The organism is Desulforhopalus sp., assembly GCA_030247675.1.
Classification (GTDB): domain Bacteria; phylum Desulfobacterota; class Desulfobulbia; order Desulfobulbales; family Desulfocapsaceae; genus Desulforhopalus_A.
In genome coordinates this window covers 59,926-80,327 of record JAOTRX010000006.1, presented here as the reverse complement: position 1 = coordinate 80,327, position 20,402 = coordinate 59,926, and the positions used below count along the sequence as shown (strand labels likewise).

Genomic DNA, 20,402 nt, shown 5'->3' with positions numbered 1-20,402 from the left:
TCCAAGCCAGGAAAAAACCGGCAACCGACGGCTAATAATTCACGCCCTACACCGAGTTCAATCTGCAATGATTTTTAGTTCCATCCTCTTTCTCTATCTTTTTCTTCCTGTTGTCCTCATCCTCTATTTTTCGGTGGGGTACAAATTTCGTAATCTCATTCTTCTCAGCGCCAGCCTTCTTTTTTATGCCTGGGGTGAATTGGGGTACGTACTGCTGATGCTGTTCTCAATTACCGTCAACTGGATTATCGGCCTGGGGATAGAAAGGACCAAAACCCAGCCTCGGGTCTGCCGCTTCGTTCTCGGTGCCGGTATTGCAGCCAACCTGGCGTTGTTGGGATTTTTTAAATACGGTAATTTCTTCGCTGACAATATCAATACCGTTCTTGCTTTGACCTCTTTAGGCACAATTGCTGTCGCCTCCATTCATCTCCCCATTGGCATCTCCTTTTTTACCTTTCAGGCTCTCAGCTATATTATTGATGTTTATCGAAATCATGCCAAGGTGCAGCATCGCCCCGACCATCTGGCCCTGTATATCTCCCTGTTCCCGCAACTGATAGCCGGACCGATCGTTCGATACAGCGATGTCGCGCTGCAGATTGTCAAACGAACCGTTTCCGTTGAAGATTTTCAATACGGTATCCAGCGCTTCGTTCTTGGCCTCGGTAAAAAGATTCTCATCGCCAATTCCATGGGCGCCGTTGCCGACCAAATATTCTCGTTACCGAGTGAAACCCTGCCGGCCGGCCTGCTCTGGCTTGGAATGCTCACCTACACCCTGCAGATTTACTACGATTTCTCCGGGTATTCGGATATGGCAATAGGTCTTGGGCGAATGTTCGGCTTTCATTTCCTCGAAAACTTCAACTACCCCTACAGTGCCACATCCATACAAGATTTCTGGCGGCGCTGGCACATCTCCCTTTCCACCTGGTTCCGGGATTATCTGTATATCCCTCTCGGCGGCAATCGTAAGGGAACCGCCAGAACCTATTGTAATTTATTGATCGTTTTCACCCTCTGCGGATTTTGGCATGGTGCCAACTGGACCTTTATTATCTGGGGCTTATACCACGGCTTGTTTCTTGCCTTGGAACGGTGGCAGCTGGGCAAGGTATTGAGTGTCCTCCCCCGTTTTGTTCAACATATTTATACAGCCGCAGTATTTATGGTTGGCTGGGTCTTTTTCCGGGCGGAGTCACTCCCTGAAGCTTTGCGATTCCTTTCGGGGCTTTGGCGCTTCGATGCTCCTCCCTATCTCGACGCCCAGCTTTTTGCCGCGATCAATATGCAGTTCTATATCGCCCTTGCAGCCGGAATTCTCTTTGCCTTTCCAGTCCTACCGTCGATTCTCGGACGGTTGCAACAAATCGGCGATACAGGTGCCACCCCGCAACGGTATCTCGTGGCCTCTCTCACTTCGATTGTTCCAGCGATCTGGATGATGCTGATCATCGTTTACAGTTCAGCGCAATTAATCAGCGGCACCCACAATCCTTTTCTCTATTTCAGGTTTTAGACGGTCACATTATGCTCGGCAGGCGCACCCTCATAGTCACCGGATATCACTTGGCAACGCTGGCCCTCCTGCCTCTTTTGGTTTATTTTGTAACACTTGAGAAGCAGCTCAATACAGTAATTTTCACGCCGCATATCGTTGCCCCAACAAACGATATTTTTTCTGTTTATTGGCCCAACATTACTGGTAACTACGACCAGGCGAGAGCCGCTGGCAAGACCTATCCGGCCGGCGAAAGCAAGCCGGAACTCATCTTGCGGTCATTTTTGAGTAATCATCTGCTGCGCATTGACCCCATGACAACAACCGGATCAATCGTCCTCCACGGACTGACGATTGAACGTTTCGGTGTGCAGCGCCAGATTGATGCCCATGAGCTTGCCAAACACCTGGCGAAAAGTGTCGATGCGACGGTTCGAGATACGGGTTCAGGCCTTGCAATTACCTCGACCTCCCGTGATCCCCAACTTTTCTTGAAAGATTTGCCGCTGCCATTGCCATCGCTCAACGATCTCGTAATTTTAGCATTCCTGGCCGTATTTCTTTTTTCCGCTTTTGTTTTTGCAGGCAGACGTTACCTCAAATCCCCACCCGAGCAGGTGCGGTTATATTTGTTTATCGCCCCAGCCCTGCTTGTGCTGCTTTCCTTTGCCTTCCATTGGCCCCTGCCGGTCTCTTTCATAGCCTGCGGCCTGCTGTTTCTTGCCGGACAACACACAGTCATTGCCCTTGTCTTCTCACAGCCCAAACGACCTTCTCTGAAGCAATGCCGGGCTATGGCCTTTATTGCCTGTTTTCTTGGTCTTCTCTATTATCCCTTGTGGCTGACACTCCACCCGAGCAAGGCTTTCCTGGGTTCAATGCAGGAACTCGCGGCAAATCAGAAAAACGCCAAGGAGCCGAGGCGATTTGACGATATTGGCAAAAAAATCATCAAGGGAACTGAAGACAACCTCGTTCGCCACTTTTCCTTTCGGGAAAAACTCATTAACCTCAACGCGAACATCAAAATTTTTGGTCTTGGTTTCTCGCCTTCATCTAAGGCAATTCTTGGGCAAAATGGCATGTTTTTCGAGGGATATGGTGAAAGGCGTATCGAAGAAGACATCACCGCCCAGTTCGATAATGTCACCGATTATATGGGTCTCATTCCCTTCAACAACGAGGAACTCGAGGCCTGGCGGGTCTGTCTTGAGGAACGGTATTACTGGCTTAAGGCGCGGGGAATCGATTACGTCTTTGCCCTCGCTCCTTCCAAGGCCATGATTTATCCGGAGAACTTGCCTGTACAGATTCTCAAGACCAAACAAGCCCTGAATAAACCCACCCGCTTTGATCAGTTGAGCAGCCACCTCAAACAGCATTCCTCGGTTCCCTTTGTGGACCTCAGCGAAGCCCTGCTCCTTGCCAAGCAACAAGCGCAGACCGCCAACACTGCAGCCCCCTTACCACTTTACTATCGCACCGATTTCCACTGGACCTACTATGGCGCCTTTATTGCCTACCGAGCACTCATTGAGGAAATACAGCGCAGGTATCCAGCCTATAGCTTCGAACCAAGTCCTTTGAGCGATTTCACCATAAAGGTCCGGCCCGATTGGGTGCATGCGCCTTTTGTCTACGCGCTTGGTCTGAATCCAGTTTTACACCGCAACGAAACCTACCTCACCTTCATGCCTCGTCCCCATTCCATCTACACATCGATCTCCGATTTTGCCACCAAGGGGATAGATGATAAAAGCATACCGGAACATGTCTACAATAACTATGGGGGTATGCCCACCGCTACGCGCGAATTGAACAACCCCCATGGCAAGGCAACCACGATTTTTGTGATTGGTGATTCTTTTTCCGAAAAGTATTTCGGTTTCTTCAGTGCCCACGCCCAAAAAACCGTTAACTTCCGAATAGTGTATAATTTTTTTACAAAGCCTTTCGAACAATACGCCCCACAACTCGTTGTTCAGGAGGTTCTCAACATGTACCTCCTGCAAAAACCACCAACCAATCCACCGGAAATTCGCCAGGAACGGATTAAGGCCCTCACCGGAAAAACTGAGCCGGCAGATAACGCAAAGGGTTAAGGTTCGCGTGACTGAACACGGGATCCACTGCCTTGTTATTTGCCCTTTTCCGCTGCCTGTTCCGGCCCTGCCGTCTGTGCCCGGCTGATCAGGGAATCGCGGTTGACCTTCTGCAGACTGTCCACCGGCAGGGAATGAACCTTGCAGTACAAATCGCGTTCGGAATGTTTCAGGACGTAGTAATCCCCCTCCGCCTTAGCAAGACGATATTCCGCCTTGCCGCCACCCTTGCGGGTTATGGTGAACTGCAAGGCCGGGGGACCGCCAAAGAGGGCCTTTGCTGCCTGCGGATCAACAACCGCCTGCACCGTCAATCCGGCCACCTTGGCCAGCAAGTCGGCCGCCGCCTTGGCATCGGTTGTCTCGCCTTCTGAAAGTCCCGCCAGCTGCCAGGCCGCATCCTTTTTCTCCAAAACCAAGTCGGCAATGGCAAGGGCCTCAATGTCCTCTTCCTTTACCGTGAACATGTTTTTATCAAGCCATTGCAGGGCCTTGGTCTCCAGTTCAAAGGTGCTGAGCTCCACCGCCACGACGTTTTCCGACCCGGCTTTTCTGACGTGGATCTGGCGAAAGCCCGGTGAGGTGCCGGCATACAGGTCTCCCACGACACTTTCCCCGGCCTTGATGACCACATGACGTTGAAAAAGATCATCGGCAACCTTGAATCGTTTACCGGCTCCGGCAGTCGTGGCGACGGCGATGCCCTGTTTCAGTCCGGCAAGTCTTGCCAAAACCGCCGAAACCTGGCTGGCACTGGCCGGGGCGTTGAAATACTCCGGAAGGACCCAGCCATTACCGCTCTTTTGCAAGAGAACCCGGTCATTCTCCGGACCGGTGATTGTCAAACTGGTCACCGCTTCTGGGGCAAACCCGAGAAGCGGCACGTTGGCTGCCGGCTGGTCCTTGCCGGTACCGGCAAATTGCAGGGCCACCACCAGGCCCAGCTGGACCAAAAGCAGGGCAGTAGCTATCTGTATCGTCCTGTACATGGTCATATCCTCCCCATACTTGCTTGCAGCAAGGCCAGATGGCGTTTTTCCATGCGCTTTGCCACCCGTCTTCTGATAAACCACCCCCCAACCAGCCCGAAAAAGGCCAGGCCGTAGTTGAGATATTCGACAATAAGCTGCAGATCCCTGGTCATCGGTAACAGCGGCCGGGAAAAATGGCTCCTGCCGCGGATCGCCAACAGTCCACGGTCCTCAAGTGACCAATCGATGGTGTTGGCAATCAATTGTACCGGCTCAAGATAGGCGGTACGCATAACGCTTGAATTGATCCCCAGCACCGTATCACTGAGGAAGGTATTTGAAGAAAAGAGAATGATCCTGGCACTTTCCGGAGACTTATCAAGCTGCCGGGCGATGACTGGTCCCTTTTTCTCCTCCGGCGGCTTGCCGGGTATCGGTGGTTTGGCCCCTTTTTCCCCTTCTTCCGATGCACTCAGGAGTGGCGAGGGCTTGCCGGCAAAATAGGAGGCGAACTGCCCTTCTAAAGCGACCCCCAGGAGCCTTTTGCCGGGGCTGTCACCGGCGGCAAAACCGAGTTCGCCATGGGCCTTGAAATTCGGCTGGATCTTTGTGTCGGCCGAGGTCCAACTTTTTTCCGAACTCTCCAGAAGACGAAGAACCTTGCGCTCCTTATTCTTTTCGGCATCGACCTCGATCGGCGCAGCCCAGTTCATGGTCAGCTGGTTGAGGCCGACGGTCAGACCGCTGCCTTGATTCATAGCATCAGGACGAATATCGACAAAATACGGATAGTTGACCAGACGGGTCTCCTGCACCGTAAAACCGCCGACCTGGCGCTGTACCGGTACCGGGAAGGCGCTGTTCTGCGGATCGAGAACCATCTCCTCACCAATCTTGATACCGTTAAAGGCCAGCCATTCCTCAAGACCGGAGGTCTTTTTCTCCACCGTCAGGTCACGGTCGAGGCCGATGGCAAAGGGCGAGGTGGCAATCACCACCGTGCCGCCGCGCATGAGGAACTGATCGATGGCAAAAAGCTGTTTGTCGTCAACCGCCTCGGGGGCCACCACCATCAAAAGATCAGCGTCCTCCGGGCTATGGCCGGTCGCAAGGTTGGTTGGGGTGATCCGATGCTCCTTGCCGAGGATATCGTTCATGACCTCATGCGGCATACCCCGTCCCGGCATGCCATACTGGGGCATCGGCGGTGTGACCTGTGGGGTATGCAGGGCGATGGTCTTGCCGAATCCCGCCGAAAACCTTTTCAATCCGGCCTCTATCGCCCGCTTCAGACCTTCCTTGCTGAGGTCCTCCGGCAGCGGCACCTCAACCACCCGGTCGCCGCTGGCAAGGGTCATGTAATACCAGAAGACCCGTTGATCGAGGAGGCCGACGGCCATCGGCCGGAAGCCGTAGTCCTTGCTGATCTTTTCCGCGAGGCTGCCGCCATCGGCATCCGGATCAAGCATTCGGCTGGAAAAGAGTTGCCCGCCTTCTTTGGCCATGTCGGCAAGGATTGTCTGCAGGTCTTTTTTCAGGGCAACCAGCTCCGCCGGCAATTTGCCGTCGCCTGACATATAGCCGGTAAACTCAACGGGCTTACCGATTCCAGCGAAGAGGTCACCGCCACCCTGAAAGCTGTACAGGACCTTCTTGATGGCCCGGGTCATATCGTATTCGGGGTTGCGCAATTCGACCTCAAGATCCGTTTCGCCCCCGGCCTTGATCTCAACAAGATCGCGGAAGCCAAGGACCTCGAACTGATCGCCGTATTGGATCAACACATCGAAATAGGAATTGGTAACCGCCGCCTGGTACTTGCTCGCGGTCTGAAACGGCACCGGGCGTATGCCGTATTTTTGCCCGGCTTCCTGTTCAAGCTCCGGGTGCTCCTGCGGATCGATAAACTCAACTCGGACCTTGCCGCCACCGGCCACCGCATACTCCTCCATCAGATCGCGGATACGCGGCACGAGAGGCGCCAGGAGCGGATGGGTCTGGGCGGAAAAATAGCCGCGGATGAGCAGCGGTTCCTTCAGCTGGCCGAGATAGCCCTTGGTTGCCTCGGAGATCGAATAGATATTGCCCTGGGTAAGATCGGTACGGAGCACGCCTATGCCCGCCAACCAAAAATTGGCGACAAGGAGGTTGGCAATGATCATCCCAACCGCCAGCTGCCAGCGGCGATGATGGCGGTTCGTCGGGTTGTCGGCCCAGCGGATCTTTTCCAGGCCGTAGATATTCAAGGCCAGAAAGACCCCGGTGATCGAGAGATAGTAGTACAGATCGCGGAGATCGACCACGCCGCGGGTAATCGAATTAAACCGCGATCCGGAACCGAGAAGCTGCAGCAGCTCCGAGCCCTTGTTGCCGAAAAAGGCAATCAGCGTCTCGGAACCCAGGAGATAAAACAGTGAACAGACGAGGACGGTGGTGATCAGGCTGACGATCTGGTTCTCTGACTTACCGGTGACATAGAGACCTATGGCGATATACGCCGCCGCGAGAAAGAGCGTCGCCAGATAGCCGCCGAGTACCGGGCCCCAATCAAGTGGCCCGATAAAACTGACGGTGATCGGCAGCGGCAGGGTGAGCAGCAGGGAGACGCCGATCAATCCAAGGCAGGCGAGAAATTTGCCAAGCACCAGGGCCCATGGCTGCACCGGCGAGGTAAGGAGAAATTCCAGCGTCCCGGCCCGCCGCTCCTCGGCCCATAGCCGCATGGTTACGGCGGCGGTGAGGAAGATGAGGAGAATCGGCATCCATTTAAATAGGGGCCGCACCTCGGTGATATTGCCGGCGAAAAAGGTCTCCACCCAGAAAAAGACAAACAGCGTCACCGCCAGAAAGACGCCGATGAAGATGATGGCAATGGGCGAGCTGAAAAATGCCTCAAACTCTTTTTTGGCGATACGAAAAATGGTCTTCATGATTCTCCCCTCCTATTGCGCGCTGATCTCGGCGAAGACGGTTTCCAGGGTTCTTGCCTCAAAGCCCATGGAATATAGCTGCCAGCCCTGGTCATGAACGGCGCGGGCGATGGCCGCCGCCACTTCATGGCGATTGACGTGGTCCGAGAGAGTCAGGGCAAAGGTACTGCCTGGCCCTTCCTGAGTAACCGATGCGCAAGGTGCTGCCTGGGATACCCCGGTGGCCGTGCTAAACAAAGCCAGGGCCTTGTCCGCATCAGTGCCTACAGTGAGCCGCAACCGGCCTTCGGTGCGCAGATCGCCTAAGCGGGAATCAAGTGCCTTCTTGCCGTCTTTGAGAATGATGACCCGGTCGCAGATCGCCTGGACCTCCTGGAGGATATGGGTGGAGATAATGACCGTCGAATGTTCGGCAAGCTGGGTGATCAGGCCGCGCATATGTTGGATCTGCGTCGGATCGAGGCCGTTAGTCGGTTCGTCGAGGATGAGGATAGCCGGATTGTGGAGAATCGCCTGGGCTACCCCGGTGCGCTGCCGATAGCCCCGTGACAGGGTGGCGATGGGCTTGATCGCCTTGTTCTGCAGCTCGGTCCGGGCAATGGCCCGGGCGATGAGCGGCGCCCGCTCCGCCTCAGTCAGGCCGTGCAGGGCCGCGGCATAGTCGAGATAGTCGAAGACCGTCATCTCCGGATACACCGGGCAGTTTTCCGGCAGATAACCGATGTCCTGCTGAATGAGCCGGCGATCGGTGCCGATCTCCCGGCCCCCCACCTTGATCGTACCGCTGGTCGGTTCGAGATAGCCGGTTATCATCTTCATGATCGTCGTCTTGCCCGCCCCATTATGGCCGAGAAGTCCGACAATCTCGCCTTGCGATATCGCAAAAGAGACATTGTCAACCGCCACGAAATCACCGTATTTTCTCGTAATATTTTCAACAGTTATCATTATCCACTCCATGTTTTGATAAAGCTGAGTTGAGCAGCTGGTCTGCTCAAACGAAACGTATATCCTTGCGGTATAAACACCGCTTTCCGGTAAGTACCGAGCCCACCGGGAGTCCCATGTAATGGGAGCCTTTCATATCCGTTTGCGGTACGAATTTTTCTGTACCTGCTTGCGGGATAAATGGCGATCAGGAAAAGCGGCGAAAACCAGGAAAAGAGAAGAACTGCGGACCTGCATGACAAAAAATCGGGCAAAACCCCGGCAAATGCCGAAGACAAAGTTCGTTCACGCAGGATACCGGTACCCTCCCGAAAAGCCACGTCCGCCACCTCCACAGCAAGACCCGGCCCTACCCCGCCATCACTTCAGTTTTCCTCCGGAACAGCCACTTCCGGATCAAAACCGCAATCGGCACTAAAGGTAAAAACTGCCCTGGCGATGTCAAGAGGAGCCGTTAAAAAACGTTTCCGCCAACTGCGGAAATTGCTATATAAAAATTTGATATATGAAGATGAGGTGCTCAGTGACCAAGCAAAGACTCGCCCGAGGAGGACAGCATGCCGATTGTAATCTTACGTCTCAAGGAAAAAAAGATACTGGAGTATCCGCTGGCGGTTGGGCAGAGTTGCCGGATTGGGCGAAGAAAGGACAATGATATCGTCATCGATAATCTGGCGGTTTCCGGCCACCACGCCAGGATCGAATCGGTTGCGACGACCTTTGTCCTCAAGGATCTGGACAGTACCAATGGCACCTTTGTCAACGATATCAAGATCACCATGCACAATCTCCGCCATAACGATGTTATTACCATCGGCAAGCATGAACTGATCTTTGATCGCTCTGACCTTATTAAGAAGGCGGCAAAGGAACCGGACATCTATCAGGATGACAAGACACGGATCATCGACACCAGCCAGTTCATCGGCGGGCAACAGGTGGACACAGGCAGTACGGCAAACAAAAAGAGCCCCGGTACCGCAGCCGCGCCGCAGCAACCGCAGACATCGTTTTTCTCCCGGCTTCTGCAAAAACTCTTCGGCTGAGCGGCAAGCACCGTACCACCAGCAGACTACTGCTGAAAAACTGGCCGGATTGATTTTTCGATGCTTTTAAAGAAAATCCCCGGCTTGCTGCGCGACAGATCCCTCTGCAACTGCCGGAGCTGGCGATGCTGCGGGGCAATGCTCAGCCCCTGCCGCACATATTCCTTGGCATTATTGATGCGCATATTACGGTAGGCCTCCTCGGCGAGTTCGGCGTATCTATCGGCAATCCTCGCAATTCCTCGCGTCGCCGCGGAATTTTTGTCGTCCATCCTCAGAACCTGCTGATAGTACCCGTAGGCGCAATCGTCAGCCGGGGTGGTGAGGTTGTCCCTTTGCAGGGCATCCTCGGCCCTGGCGATCAATTTCCTGCTTGCTTCCCGCCGCTCATCATCAAGCCTTACCTGCAGTTCGCCAAGCCGGTGGTTTGCCGGGGCAATGGCCAGACCCTTCTGCAAATGGGCCTCCGCCTCAGAGAAATGTCCGGCTCGCATCGCCTGTTCGGCAGACACGCCATACTGCTCGCCGATATAGCGCATTCCAGCCAGGGCCTGGGCATTGTCGGGCTCCCTCTCCAGAACCTGGCGGAAAAAATCGAGGGCCAGATAGAGGTCGGGTTTTTTCCCGCCCTGACCATTCATCGCCTGTTCGGCCTGGGATAGGAGGGCTTGCACCGTGTTGTCCTGACCGTTCACCTCCTCCTGTAGTGAAGAATTTTGCGGCGATTGCTGGTGAACCTGCTGCTCAACCTCGACCTTAGGTACAGATTGCGGTGGTGAGGCCGCAAGCTGCGGAGCACCAGCCGCCTGATCGTGGCTCGGCGATTCGGCGGCGAGTTTCTGCCCTTGCTCCCCGTTCCCTCCAGACCGCAACAGCATAAACACGGCAAACAGGCACCCTAGGCCCGCCGCCATGACAGCCGCCCTCCAGCTCATCCGGCGGGAAGATCTTTTCGGAGGAGGCGGTGCAGTCGGCGGGTCAATGGCAATAGGTGCCCCCTTTTCCGGAATCTCACACACAACTGTCCGTTCAAAAACGCCATCGGCAGCCGACGCGCTACCCTCAATGGGTTTGGCCGCTCCCGCCGGGATGAGCAGGCGTTCTGCCTCGAATTCCTTGGCGAACAAACGGAGTACTGCTGTTTGCAAGGTTTCCGCCGTCGGTCGCTCGGCGAGAATGAACAGGCATTCCTCCAGGTCAGCGCGCATCCCGGCGCATGACTCGTAGCGTTCGTCCCTGTTCTTGGCGAGTGCCTTACCGACTATCCGGTAGATGGCCGGATGCAGCCCGGGAAGGCTATCCTCGAGTTTTTCGTAGTCGACGTCCATGCACTTGCGGATAAGGGTTGCCGTGTCACCGTTGTACATGCGTTTGCCGCTGAGCATCTCATAAAGCAGGATGCCGATGGAGAAGATATCCGAGCGCCGGTCGATCTGCAGGGCGGTGAGCTGTTCCGGTGACATATAGGAGATCTTGCCCTTGACCATCCCGGCCCTGGTCCGATTGTCGAACAACTCGGCGCGGGCGATGCCGAAATCGATGATCTTTACCTTGCCATCGTAGGTTACAAAGATATTGTGCGGGCTGAGGTCGCGGTGAATGATATGAAGCGGCCGCTGCTGCAGGTCTTTCAGGGCGTGGGCATAAGCCATCCCCTCACAGATCTTCATGGCGATGTACAGGGCCTGGTCGACAGTGAGAGGCCGGCCCATTTCCCCGGCTCGCTGCATAATGCTTTGCAAATCCTTGCCGAACAGATACTCCATGGCGATGAAATAATTTCCGTCTATCTCTCCGAAATCATAAACATACGCGATATTTTCATGTTGCAGAAGGGCAGCCAGGCGCGCTTCAGCGATAAATTGCGAAACCACCTCCCTGTCCCCGGCAAACTGCGGCAGGAGTTTTTTTATGACGATGAGTTTCTCAAAACCCATTGTCCCGGACATTTTACACCGGTACACCTCCGCCATTCCGCCTGACCCTATGCGGTCGAGAAGGAGGTATTTATCGCCGAGTTGCTGTGGTTGATTGGTAGCCATACGAAGTGTCTTGGTAGATTGTTGAGAAAAATGATATGATCGTTCTTTGGCCGGATAGCGTTTCTGTCCCTGTCATAATAGCATACCTCCTCCGCTGATCGATATAATTGTTATTTCTATCCGGTGAAGAGTTGGTACAAGGCAGTAAGCTGAAAAGGCGGGCTCGGCAAAACCACCTCTCAAGGGGATCTTTCCAAGAAATGAACCACAGCAGCCGCGTCGCCGCATACAGCAAAACCGATCCCGGTTTAAAACGCCCCGACAACCAGGATGTGTGCGCGGCAGACCTCGACCGCGGCTTCTTTATGGTAGCCGACGGCATGGGAGGAGTCGCCGGAGGAGAGGTGGCCAGCGCCCTCTTTCTTGCAGCGGTCACCGAGACCTTCGCTGGCCCCCGGGAGCCTTCCGTGGACAAGGGAAGAGAGCGGGTACATGCCGCCTTTCTCCTGGCAAATGCCAAAATTCAGGCCCATGCCGCCGCCACCCCGACACATAAGGGCCTGGGCTGCACCGGCGAGCTGCTCATCCTCTGTCAGGACCATATTGTCCTCGGCCATGTCGGCGACAGCCGGACCTACTGCTTTCGCCGGGGAATCCTCGACAGGCTGACCATCGACCACTCTCTGGTGCAGGACCAAGTTGACCGGGGAATACTCACCTGGGAGCAGGCCGAAAGAAGCAACCTGCGCAACGTCCTCACCCGGGCGGTCGGAATCGATGCCAAGCTCATCGTCGATATTGTCTGCCGGCAGGTTCAACCGGGCGATATCTATCTCCTTGCCACCGACGGTCTGCATGGCATGGTCGATGAGTGGGAAATCCTGCCTATACTCGGCTACGACGCGCCTCTCTCCTTCAAGGCCGATATTCTCATCAACATGGCCAACGATGCCGGCGGCGGCGACAACACCTCCGTGACCCTCGTTGAAATCCTTCCCTGACATCCCATTCATCTTTAACCAGACGGTATTGGCGATGAAGAAGAATCTGGGCACCCTTCTGCAACTTGACAGAATGTCCCCTTGCCAATCCGAATCTGCTGGCCCACTTCCTCTCCGATCGCCCCCCTCAATACCCCGGACTAGGCAACCTTCTATGGCCCTGGATCGGTGGGGTATATCGATAATCTTTTCCTGAATAAATAACAGCCATTATAAAAAGAAGTCTGTACGGGAGAGGCAGAGAGACAGCTATTTCTCTGTAAAAATACTTGGCCAAGCCTGTAAATCCGGGTACTCTGGCAATCCGTCACCGGGTTCTGGCAGGGAAGTGGCCTTTTCATGGCGTTCCGCCATTTTCGAATTGCCGGCCAGGAGGGGAATTAGCGAGAAACGAAACGCGAGGACCTACATGCTGAGGAAGATTCTTTTTGTCGACGATGACCGGATACTGCGGGCCGCCTTCGAACAAATTTTGGCGGGCTACCGTGACCATTTTACCGCGGTCATGGCCAACGATGGCTTTGAGGCCGTCCAACTGCTGAAAAAACTTCCGTTCTCCCTGGTCATTCTTGATCTGGTGATGCCACGGATGGATGGCATCAGTCTTCTCAAGCATATTCGTGACAATTATCCCGATATTCCTGTTGCAATTATTTCCGGGATGCCCCTGGAAAAGATGCACCAGCTGGCCACCACCGGCGGCATAGTCGCCTATATCAGCAAACCCTTCCAAGCCGATGACCTCATCTCAGTGATTATGACGACTCTGCGCAAGGAGGCCGAAGGCGGTACCATGCATGATGTTTCTCCGGCGGTCTTCCTGCAATTCATGGAAATGGATGCCAAAACCTGCACAATCCGCGTCCTTGACAAGGTGTCGCAGCAAGGTGGAGTCCTCTTCTTTATCGACGGTCAGCTGGTTGATGCGCGGATTGGCGAGATGACCGGCATGGATGCAGCGCTGGAGGTCTTTACCTGGGATGCGGTAACGCTTTTTCTTCGCAATGCCTGCGCGCCGCGAACGGACATCATTAACAGCGGACTGCAACCGATCATCATGAAGGCCGCGGGGATGAAGGACGAATCAGGGGGTGACGATATGGAGCCCGGCGACAGCCAGGAGTCTCTGCCGGCACCAGCGGCCATAGCCACCAAGGCACCTGTGGCCATGGCCAGCGACCTTGACGACCTGGTCCTGCCGGAAGATTTCCCCACACCTCAGACTTTTGCCGATCTGGAGGCGGTGGAACTGAGGCTTGACGAGGATGAAGAAGACGCCGGGCCGAACAGGGAACTCATTGACCTCCTCGGGAAGGGGGCCGGGATACGCTGCAGCCCCACCGACATCGATAACGAACCGGCCTTAAATATGGCCCTGTTGCAGCTCAGTGCACTTGGGGCCGGTTCACAATTCGGTGAATTTCGGGTGGGATACATCACAACCGGAGGAAAGACCGACCGCGTCCTCCTGCCCCGGCAGCCGGCGACCATTGTCAACGTCCAGCCGAACAGCCCAAAAGACAAGATAATCGATCTCCTGCGCACTGGAGCCGGTACTACACCAGTATTAAAATGACGGTGCCGCCCAACACAAAAATTTGCTGTTGAACCGCGATTATCGCTGCTTGCCGCTGACCAATAGGATCTCCGTATTGCTCAGTTCTTTTGCAAAAGCCACATGCAGCGAATAGTCGTTGCCGATAAAGTCATGGCACCGTACCGCCATGACCTTTCCCCTGCAAACAAAAGGCGCAGCCGAGGCATCGGCACCAATGCTCAGTCTGATCGCCTTGCCAAAAAAGGCCAGGGCGTTTTTCTTTTTAGAAAAACGTAAACTGATGGCAACCCCTCCTTTGGAGAGATCAAGGAGATCCCCCTTTATTGCCATTCCGGTTTCTTTTCCCCGTTTATCGAGCAGGTCGATGCTTATCCTGCCGGATATCTTTTTCCGGTCCGGATGCTTCCTGCGGGTCTTGTTGGTTTTTCTGAAGAGGACATTGGGGGAGGAAAATCTGCTGCAGAAGTCCTGGATTTTCGAATACAGGGCCGGGAAACTCTCCTTCTGTCGCCCAAGACTGGCAAGGCTCAGGAGTGACAGATCGGCCACCTTACTGACTGCATTGACCGTCCAGGCAGAGACATCCAGGAGGATTTCCCCACCTATGACCTCCCCCGGCCCGACAGTTTGCAAGGGCACCTCCCTCCCTTGACTGATGGCATAGATCTGGACGCTGCCGCTGTTGACGAAAAACAAGGTGGTTAGAAACTCGCCCTGTTTTGCGACCATCTCACCCATGGTATAGATTTTCCGGGTCATTGAATGGTACAGGGCGGAAAATTCTTCCGGCGACAGGATGTCCAGGAGTTCTTTCCAGGTCACTAAATATGCGGCATCAATGGCTGCAGTTTTTTCCTGTTCAATGATCTCGGCAGCGCGAATGCCTTCGACCAGGGCCATGGGATCAATCTGCATAAGCCAATCACGAAGCTGCTCCGCTTTTTGAAACCGTTTCGCCCTAGCGTTGCTGACGACAAGCTGGAGAACCAGGGCAACCGCCTGCCCTTTTTGTCCTTGCCCCAATAGTTCCACCACCTGCTGCTCCGTCGCCCCTACCTCGCCCGGCGGCAATACATCGGCCTCGGGCCTCATTGCTTTTTCGCCAAGTTGCGGCAAACGCATCCCCAAGGTGTTTTCCGCCGCTTTCCTTGCCTCCACCCGGGCCGACTCCAACTGCTCCACCGCCCGCTTGGCAGCGGTTCCAATTACCCCACCAGCGCCGTTAGTAATGACGGAATAGGTCCGGACCACCTTCTTTAATGGCGGCAAGGCTTCGTAGAATGCGCACTGACCAAGCACCTTGCAGAGCGAAAGCAGCAATTTCTCCCATACTCTCGGCTGGAACTGTCCACCTTTTTGAAGATACGGCAGAAGGATCTTACCGACTTCCTCATCGGCGAGGGGGACAAGGGCGTTAACAATATGCGGCTTCACTTTCTCGTCACTGTCGTCGAGCATCTTCAGCAACACTTTCTTTCTGACTTTCGGATCGGCGAGTTTTTCCTGCATATTCGCACAGGCGGTGCGGATCTTTTTTATACCTTTGCCGTGATGCATGCCGACGATGACAAAACCAAGATCGGTTGCATGCAGATAATACCGGCCTTTGTCGAAAACGAAGTCCACCGATAGCGGATTGTCCAGATCGTTGATAATTGCCCGCCACAGGGCAATCTCCTGTTCAGCCAAGGGCGAAGACTGGGCCTGACTGCCAAAAAGCAGTTCACCATGAAGGGAGAGGAGAATGACATCCCGTATTGAATCAAGTTGCGCTATTTTTGCTAAAAAGCTGTTCATAAAGACATTCAGGGTACGTTCGACAAAGAACTTCTTGGTTATCCAGTATAAAACTGAGTTGAGCAGCTTGTTTGCGCAAACGAAACTTATGAAACCTATGCCCTTGCTATATACTTACAATATGTTACAACAGTGCCGTTTTACCAATCCTACAGAAGAAGCCGGTGTCGCACCTGTTTCGGGGCATGCGCGGCAATCGACGCGAGGATGAAAATCAACAGCAAGGTTTCCCGGGGCGGCACAAGCCCATGGTACGCGGCACCCAGAAGCAACAACTTGACAAAAGTCGACACCCCCGCCAATTCGCGATAAATCTGCCGGTGCCTGATGCCTTCGGCGATCAACAGCGCCACTCCGCTGGCATAGGCAATCACTGCGTAATGAGTGGGAGGCCGGACTACCCCAGCCAGCAAAAAGGAGGAAAGTACGACAGCTGCCCCGACCAGATGGACAGCCCTGATCAAAATCGACAGGTTGAGAACCCAATACGGCCGATCACCGATGCGGCCCATCCTGATCTCCCGACCACCCTCCTTTCGCGATTTTTCGATCATTTCCACCCTCGCCCGAAACTTTACCGCACCAGCCACTATACTCGCGTAGACAATCTAGAAAGCAGTGATAGAAAAGCACAGTCGATCAACATCGTTTCATCCACTTAGGCGGGAAACAGTTTGCTGCGAAACAGGAAAAAAACCGCACCGAGCAGACAGCAACCGGCCCATAGATAATCCATGGATAGTTTTTCTTTTAGGTAAAAGACCGAAAAAGGTACAAACACGAAGAGGGTGATAACCTCCTGGAGGATCTTCAACTGTCCCACCGGCATAATCTCATGTCCCACTCGATTGGCGGGCACCTGTAACAGATACTCGAACAGGGCAATCCCCCAGCTGATCAATGCCGCGATGATCCACGGCTTATGCGCGTGGTTACGGAGATGCCCATACCAGGCAAAGGTCATGAAGATATTGCTGCAGCACAACAAAAATACGGTGATTGCCAATCTATTCATACAAAGACTCTTCTTTTCAATTCAATACCGTACAAAGCGGGAAAACCAAGGAAATGTCTTTACCAATCGAAGCAGACCCGCATATTCATTGCGGTACGGATCACTCTCAGTGTACACCACAGGCTTATTTTCCTGATAGTCAAAAAGCTGCCGCCAGGGTAGAAAAATCTCTACAAGCAGCGCCAATCCAGCTTCAAGCTGGTTCCATTTTCACCATCTCGGAAAAACTCACCACCTTGTTTTTCCCTAAGCGTTTCGCTTCAAATAGGGCATGATCGGCATCAGCCAGCAGGTCGTCGAGGGTTTGAGCATCGTCTGGATAGGTGGCGATACCGCTGCTGATGGTGATATGCACATTGAGATCGCAAAACGTCAAAAACTTCTCCTGTTCAATTGCCACGCGGATCTGCTCGGCTAGTCTGCCGCCTTCGCTACGACCATGCCTGGGTAAAACCAGAACGAACTCATCACCGCCATACGCCACCCCATAACAGCCCTCGGGCAAAAGCGGCATAATGACCTCCGCCAGTTCGGCGATGGTGCTGCTGCCGTTGAGGTGGCCGTGGGTATCGACAACATTCTTAAAACTGTCAATATCGATAAAAACCACCGAAAGCGGAAGATTCTGTTTCTTTTCCAGCTGGACCTGCAGGGTTTGATACAGATAGCGGGTATTGTAAAAACCGGTGAGATCGTCGAGGATGGACAAGTTGCGGTAGCGGATAACGCTTGCCTGGAGTTCTTTCTGAACCTTGCGCAGGGTCATATGGGTTTGCACCCGGGCAAGCAGTTCGGCACGGGTGAACGGTTTGATGATATAGTCCTGACCGCCCGCCTCAAAACCGCTTACGATATCCTCCCGCTCACCTCGGGAAGTTACGAAGATTACTGGAATATAGGCAGTGCTGGGGTTCTGTTTAATAGTTCTACAAACCGTATAGCCCGATGTGCCGGGTATATCGACATCAAGGAGAATGAGATCTACCTTGTGGGCATCCAGACTCCGCAAGGCCTCCTCGCCTCCAGTGACAACTACCACCCGATAGCCGGCACGGAGCAACAGCTCTTCAAGAATCTTGGTTATGACCGGGTTGTCATCGACCACCAGAATGGTCGGGGAATCTTCTTCCGTTTTTTTTTCCATATCAGTTTGAGAGCGTGAAGAGAAGCACCCGTTCACCTTGCGCTCGGCGCGCAGAGCCATACCTGAACCAAGGCTGAGGAAACCACAAAACATGGCCGGCCCCTCGCCAAACAGCCAAACACCGCAGTTCTTTGGCCAACCTGGTCTTCCTCGAAAGGCAGTTTTTAATTACCACATTCCCGAACAATGGCAAAAGAAAAGTTTTCCCTCGCGACCCGCCCACAGCCGGTGCAAGGCCGGCAACGAAGGATCGCCGGTCGGCAAGAAACTAATCCTGCCTCGACATACCGGTGCGCCCTGCAATTCTCTTGAAATAATTAGCAATCCGTATTCAAATCGTTGGTAACGGTGCAAATAAAACCGGTTATACCACAAGGACAGGTTTCGTTTGAGCAGACAAGCTGCCCATCAAGCACACCAACAACCAGGGGGATCCGAACCATGAAGTACGGAATAATCACCGCCATTGCCCTAGCACTGACCATGATCATATCAGGAACATTTTGCGCTCAGACAATCTCAGCCGCAGCTGAACCTACAGGTGCCGCACCAAAGATCAACATTGAAACGAGCCTTACCGACAACCTCCTCGCCTACAAGGGCAAGATGGTCACCGTCACCTTATCCTCCGGGCAGACGATTTCGGGGGTGGTGGCAAACGTCAAAAACGGCCTTTTGCACCTGGAAAAACTCAGCCAGAAGGAATTCTTCGACGCAATAGTCGTCATCGACAGGATCAACGCCATCGAGGTGCGGGTGAAGGTGCAATAGACACCATTTTCAGCCCCTTATCACAGCGGTTTTGCCAGGCCCAATGGTGACAGAACCTGCAGGTTAAAACGGTTCATGATGAGCTCATCCGAATCGTTGCCGATCATTGAGCAGATCGCCTGGATCTGCTCGGCCAGCGCCTGGTTTCTGTCCCAACAGGCAATTCGCGCCTGCTCGACATGCTGCCAGTCCCGATCGGCAAGAAATTGCGGCCAGGCGGCCATGATCTCCGGAAAGAGCCTTTGCCGAAGGCCATCGGCAAAGGACAGATAAAAACCAAGGGATGACTCACGCTGTTCCCTGGTAAGATACGCCAAAAGGCCGTGAGGATGCGTGTCGGCCAGGAGATCTTTGACCGCCCTGCCGACATGTTCGATCACCGTACCCGGGAAATGCCCGACTATCATCTGCAGTGCCTCCGAATTTAGAGTGGTCTGCAGAATCTCACCGACTTCGTGATACACGAAGAGGTTCATCTCTTTTTCTACGATGGTGTCGAGTTCCGTTTTCAGCAGTTCCTGGTCAAGCAAACCGTCTTTGAAGACCGGATAGGTGCGCAGTGCCTGTAGTATGGAATTTCTGCAGGAAGAACGCACTTCCTGGATCTGATCCCAAAGAAAAAATCGCAGCGACTCCTTGCGAATGAGGATAAGGCCATCCTGAACCATGGCAAACGGACTAGCCATCTCTCTGGCAAATTCTTTATCGAGGATAATCACTGGACAGCTCTCTATCTCCCTCTTTTCAACGACTTCGGCGAGAAAAAAAATGGTCTTCATCGACCTCCCGAATCCGGCTCCATACACCAGGGAGGTTTCTGCAAGAGTGCCATTGATCTCTTCGAGCTGGAACGGATCGAGGGTTTTGCCGGCTAGCGGCAGCGGAAAAAGCGCCTCTCCTCCTATAGTTGCCCAATAATTTTCCTTTGCCTCAATCCAGTCGAGAAGCTCAGCTGCATCAGGCTCTTGCCACGGCTGGAGGCCATTCTCCCACTTATAAAGATTGCGGAGCTTGAGAACCATCGTGCACATTGAATAAACACCGTGATCCCGGGCATCGGAAACATCACAGTTATGCTGAATAATCTGGAGCAGTGCAGGTGGCGGAGTTGGCGATTTCATAGATTTCCTTATGGGACAAGGCGCTGTTCACGACCTTGTGTTTGATTGTCTTGTGCTGCAATGTATGGAGAAAACAAACATGCTTACCACCTTCAGACAGTATAGGGCGCAGCCCCCCTCCCATCAAGAAGGACCGGCATATTTAATGAATTTCTATAACGCTAAGCCGTTGTTGAAAAATGACCCGGCTACAGGACAATGCTCAAAGCGTCAGACATATCGCCAAATGACTTGGTAGTTGCAGCCAATTTCGGTTGCACCCTTAAAGTATCATCCCTATCCTCTTTAAAAGCGGGCTATTATCCCCTCCCACTGTAGAGGGGACTCTTTTTAGTGCCCCCTTGAGGGGTATAAGTACCTTGGAGGTACCTCGATTACCAAGGTTTTACCAAACCCATATTCTTGGTTTTTATAGCAGCTTTTCAGGAGTAAGCTACTAAGAGATTACCGAGAATCACCGCCTTGCATATAAAACACCCCTACCAATAGTTGCCGGTTTATAATACTATTAC

Annotated in this window: 15 protein-coding genes; 6 read left to right on the top strand and 9 right to left on the bottom strand. The window is 53.6% G+C overall.

What is annotated here, in order from left to right:
* Nucleotides 1-67 precede the first annotated feature (67 nt).
* Nucleotides 68-1,522, top strand: coding sequence for an MBOAT family protein (locus OEL83_13650; GenBank protein MDK9708081.1), 1,455 nt, complete (start codon nucleotides 68-70; stop codon nucleotides 1,520-1,522).
* Nucleotides 1,523-1,533: 11 nt separating this feature from the next.
* Entirely contained in the window at nucleotides 1,534-3,606 is a 2,073-nt protein-coding gene (locus tag OEL83_13645) for a hypothetical protein (GenBank protein ID MDK9708080.1), read from the top strand.
* Between the two features lie 35 nt (nucleotides 3,607-3,641).
* On the opposite strand, the gene OEL83_13640 is transcribed toward OEL83_13645, so the two are convergent.
* The 3 genes from OEL83_13640 to OEL83_13630 are packed head-to-tail and all read right to left on the bottom strand — an operon-like array spanning nucleotide 3,642 to nucleotide 8,455.
* Complete coding sequence (locus OEL83_13640) at nucleotides 3,642-4,595, bottom strand: DUF4340 domain-containing protein (protein MDK9708079.1); 954 nt, start codon at nucleotides 4,593-4,595, stop codon at nucleotides 3,642-3,644.
* A gap of 2 nt (nucleotides 4,596-4,597) precedes the next feature.
* On the bottom strand, nucleotides 4,598-7,507 hold the full coding sequence (locus OEL83_13635; protein ID MDK9708078.1) for a Gldg family protein: 2,910 nt from the start codon (nucleotides 7,505-7,507) through the stop codon (nucleotides 4,598-4,600).
* A gap of 12 nt (nucleotides 7,508-7,519) precedes the next feature.
* Complete coding sequence (locus tag OEL83_13630) at nucleotides 7,520-8,455, bottom strand: ABC transporter ATP-binding protein (GenBank protein MDK9708077.1); 936 nt, start codon at nucleotides 8,453-8,455, stop codon at nucleotides 7,520-7,522.
* Between the two features lie 557 nt (nucleotides 8,456-9,012).
* Between OEL83_13630 and OEL83_13625 the strand changes: the two genes are divergently transcribed.
* Nucleotides 9,013-9,501, top strand: coding sequence for an FHA domain-containing protein (locus OEL83_13625; protein MDK9708076.1), 489 nt, complete (start codon nucleotides 9,013-9,015; stop codon nucleotides 9,499-9,501).
* Nucleotides 9,502-9,527: 26 nt separating this feature from the next.
* Here OEL83_13625 and OEL83_13620 read toward each other — a convergent pair whose 3' ends face one another.
* Complete coding sequence (locus OEL83_13620; GenBank protein ID MDK9708075.1) at nucleotides 9,528-11,543, bottom strand: protein kinase; 2,016 nt, start codon at nucleotides 11,541-11,543, stop codon at nucleotides 9,528-9,530.
* Between the two features lie 200 nt (nucleotides 11,544-11,743).
* Here OEL83_13620 and OEL83_13615 point away from each other — a divergent pair, with 200 nt between their 5' ends.
* Both OEL83_13615 and OEL83_13610 read left to right on the top strand, forming a co-directional pair.
* Nucleotides 11,744-12,484 (top strand): protein phosphatase 2C domain-containing protein, encoded by a 741-nt coding sequence (locus tag OEL83_13615; protein ID MDK9708074.1) that lies wholly within the window; start codon nucleotides 11,744-11,746, stop codon nucleotides 12,482-12,484.
* Between the two features lie 409 nt (nucleotides 12,485-12,893).
* Nucleotides 12,894-14,060, top strand: coding sequence for a response regulator (locus OEL83_13610; protein MDK9708073.1), 1,167 nt, complete (start codon nucleotides 12,894-12,896; stop codon nucleotides 14,058-14,060).
* A gap of 39 nt (nucleotides 14,061-14,099) precedes the next feature.
* On the opposite strand, the gene OEL83_13605 is transcribed toward OEL83_13610, so the two are convergent.
* From OEL83_13605 to OEL83_13590, 4 genes are all read right to left on the bottom strand, one after another.
* Nucleotides 14,100-15,839 (bottom strand): cyclic nucleotide-binding domain-containing protein, encoded by a 1,740-nt coding sequence (locus OEL83_13605; protein MDK9708072.1) that lies wholly within the window; start codon nucleotides 15,837-15,839, stop codon nucleotides 14,100-14,102.
* A gap of 149 nt (nucleotides 15,840-15,988) precedes the next feature.
* Nucleotides 15,989-16,393: a hypothetical protein gene (locus tag OEL83_13600; protein MDK9708071.1), complete on the bottom strand. Its 405-nt coding sequence runs from the start codon at nucleotides 16,391-16,393 to the stop codon at nucleotides 15,989-15,991.
* Between the two features lie 104 nt (nucleotides 16,394-16,497).
* On the bottom strand, nucleotides 16,498-16,854 hold the full coding sequence (locus OEL83_13595; GenBank protein ID MDK9708070.1) for a DMT family protein: 357 nt from the start codon (nucleotides 16,852-16,854) through the stop codon (nucleotides 16,498-16,500).
* A gap of 193 nt (nucleotides 16,855-17,047) precedes the next feature.
* Nucleotides 17,048-17,998 carry a diguanylate cyclase gene (locus tag OEL83_13590; GenBank protein MDK9708069.1) on the bottom strand — a complete coding sequence of 317 codons (951 nt, stop codon included), beginning with the start codon at nucleotides 17,996-17,998 and terminating at the stop codon, nucleotides 17,048-17,050.
* Nucleotides 17,999-18,439: 441 nt separating this feature from the next.
* On the opposite strand from OEL83_13590, the gene OEL83_13585 reads away from it, so the two are divergent.
* The gene (locus OEL83_13585) at nucleotides 18,440-18,769 is read left to right on the top strand and encodes a hypothetical protein (GenBank protein MDK9708068.1); all 330 of its coding nucleotides are present in this window, start codon (nucleotides 18,440-18,442) and stop codon (nucleotides 18,767-18,769) included.
* 20 nt (nucleotides 18,770-18,789) lie between these two features.
* Here the strand turns inward: OEL83_13585 and OEL83_13580 are convergent, their stop codons facing one another.
* Entirely contained in the window at nucleotides 18,790-19,890 is a 1,101-nt protein-coding gene (locus OEL83_13580) for a hypothetical protein (GenBank protein ID MDK9708067.1), read from the bottom strand.
* Between the last annotated feature and the right edge of the window lie 512 nt (nucleotides 19,891-20,402).

Coding starts and splice junctions, on each gene's coding strand:
- OEL83_13600 (MDK9708071.1), bottom strand. CDS start 16,393: ATGATCGAAAAATCGCGAAAGGAGGGTGGTCGGGAGATCAGGATGGGC.
- OEL83_13585 (MDK9708068.1), top strand. CDS start 18,440: ATGAAGTACGGAATAATCACCGCCATTGCCCTAGCACTGACCATGATC.
- OEL83_13625 (MDK9708076.1), top strand. CDS start 9,013: ATGCCGATTGTAATCTTACGTCTCAAGGAAAAAAAGATACTGGAGTAT.
- OEL83_13650 (MDK9708081.1), top strand. CDS start 68: ATGATTTTTAGTTCCATCCTCTTTCTCTATCTTTTTCTTCCTGTTGTC.
- OEL83_13630 (MDK9708077.1), bottom strand. CDS start 8,455: ATGATAACTGTTGAAAATATTACGAGAAAATACGGTGATTTCGTGGCG.
- OEL83_13590 (MDK9708069.1), bottom strand. CDS start 17,998: ATGGAAAAAAAAACGGAAGAAGATTCCCCGACCATTCTGGTGGTCGAT.
- OEL83_13620 (MDK9708075.1), bottom strand. CDS start 11,543: ATGGCTACCAATCAACCACAGCAACTCGGCGATAAATACCTCCTTCTC.
- OEL83_13635 (MDK9708078.1), bottom strand. CDS start 7,507: ATGAAGACCATTTTTCGTATCGCCAAAAAAGAGTTTGAGGCATTTTTC.
- OEL83_13610 (MDK9708073.1), top strand. CDS start 12,894: ATGCTGAGGAAGATTCTTTTTGTCGACGATGACCGGATACTGCGGGCC.
- OEL83_13640 (MDK9708079.1), bottom strand. CDS start 4,595: ATGTACAGGACGATACAGATAGCTACTGCCCTGCTTTTGGTCCAGCTG.
- OEL83_13605 (MDK9708072.1), bottom strand. CDS start 15,839: ATGAACAGCTTTTTAGCAAAAATAGCGCAACTTGATTCAATACGGGAT.
- OEL83_13645 (MDK9708080.1), top strand. CDS start 1,534: ATGCTCGGCAGGCGCACCCTCATAGTCACCGGATATCACTTGGCAACG.
- OEL83_13595 (MDK9708070.1), bottom strand. CDS start 16,854: ATGAATAGATTGGCAATCACCGTATTTTTGTTGTGCTGCAGCAATATC.
- OEL83_13580 (MDK9708067.1), bottom strand. CDS start 19,890: ATGAAATCGCCAACTCCGCCACCTGCACTGCTCCAGATTATTCAGCAT.
- OEL83_13615 (MDK9708074.1), top strand. CDS start 11,744: ATGAACCACAGCAGCCGCGTCGCCGCATACAGCAAAACCGATCCCGGT.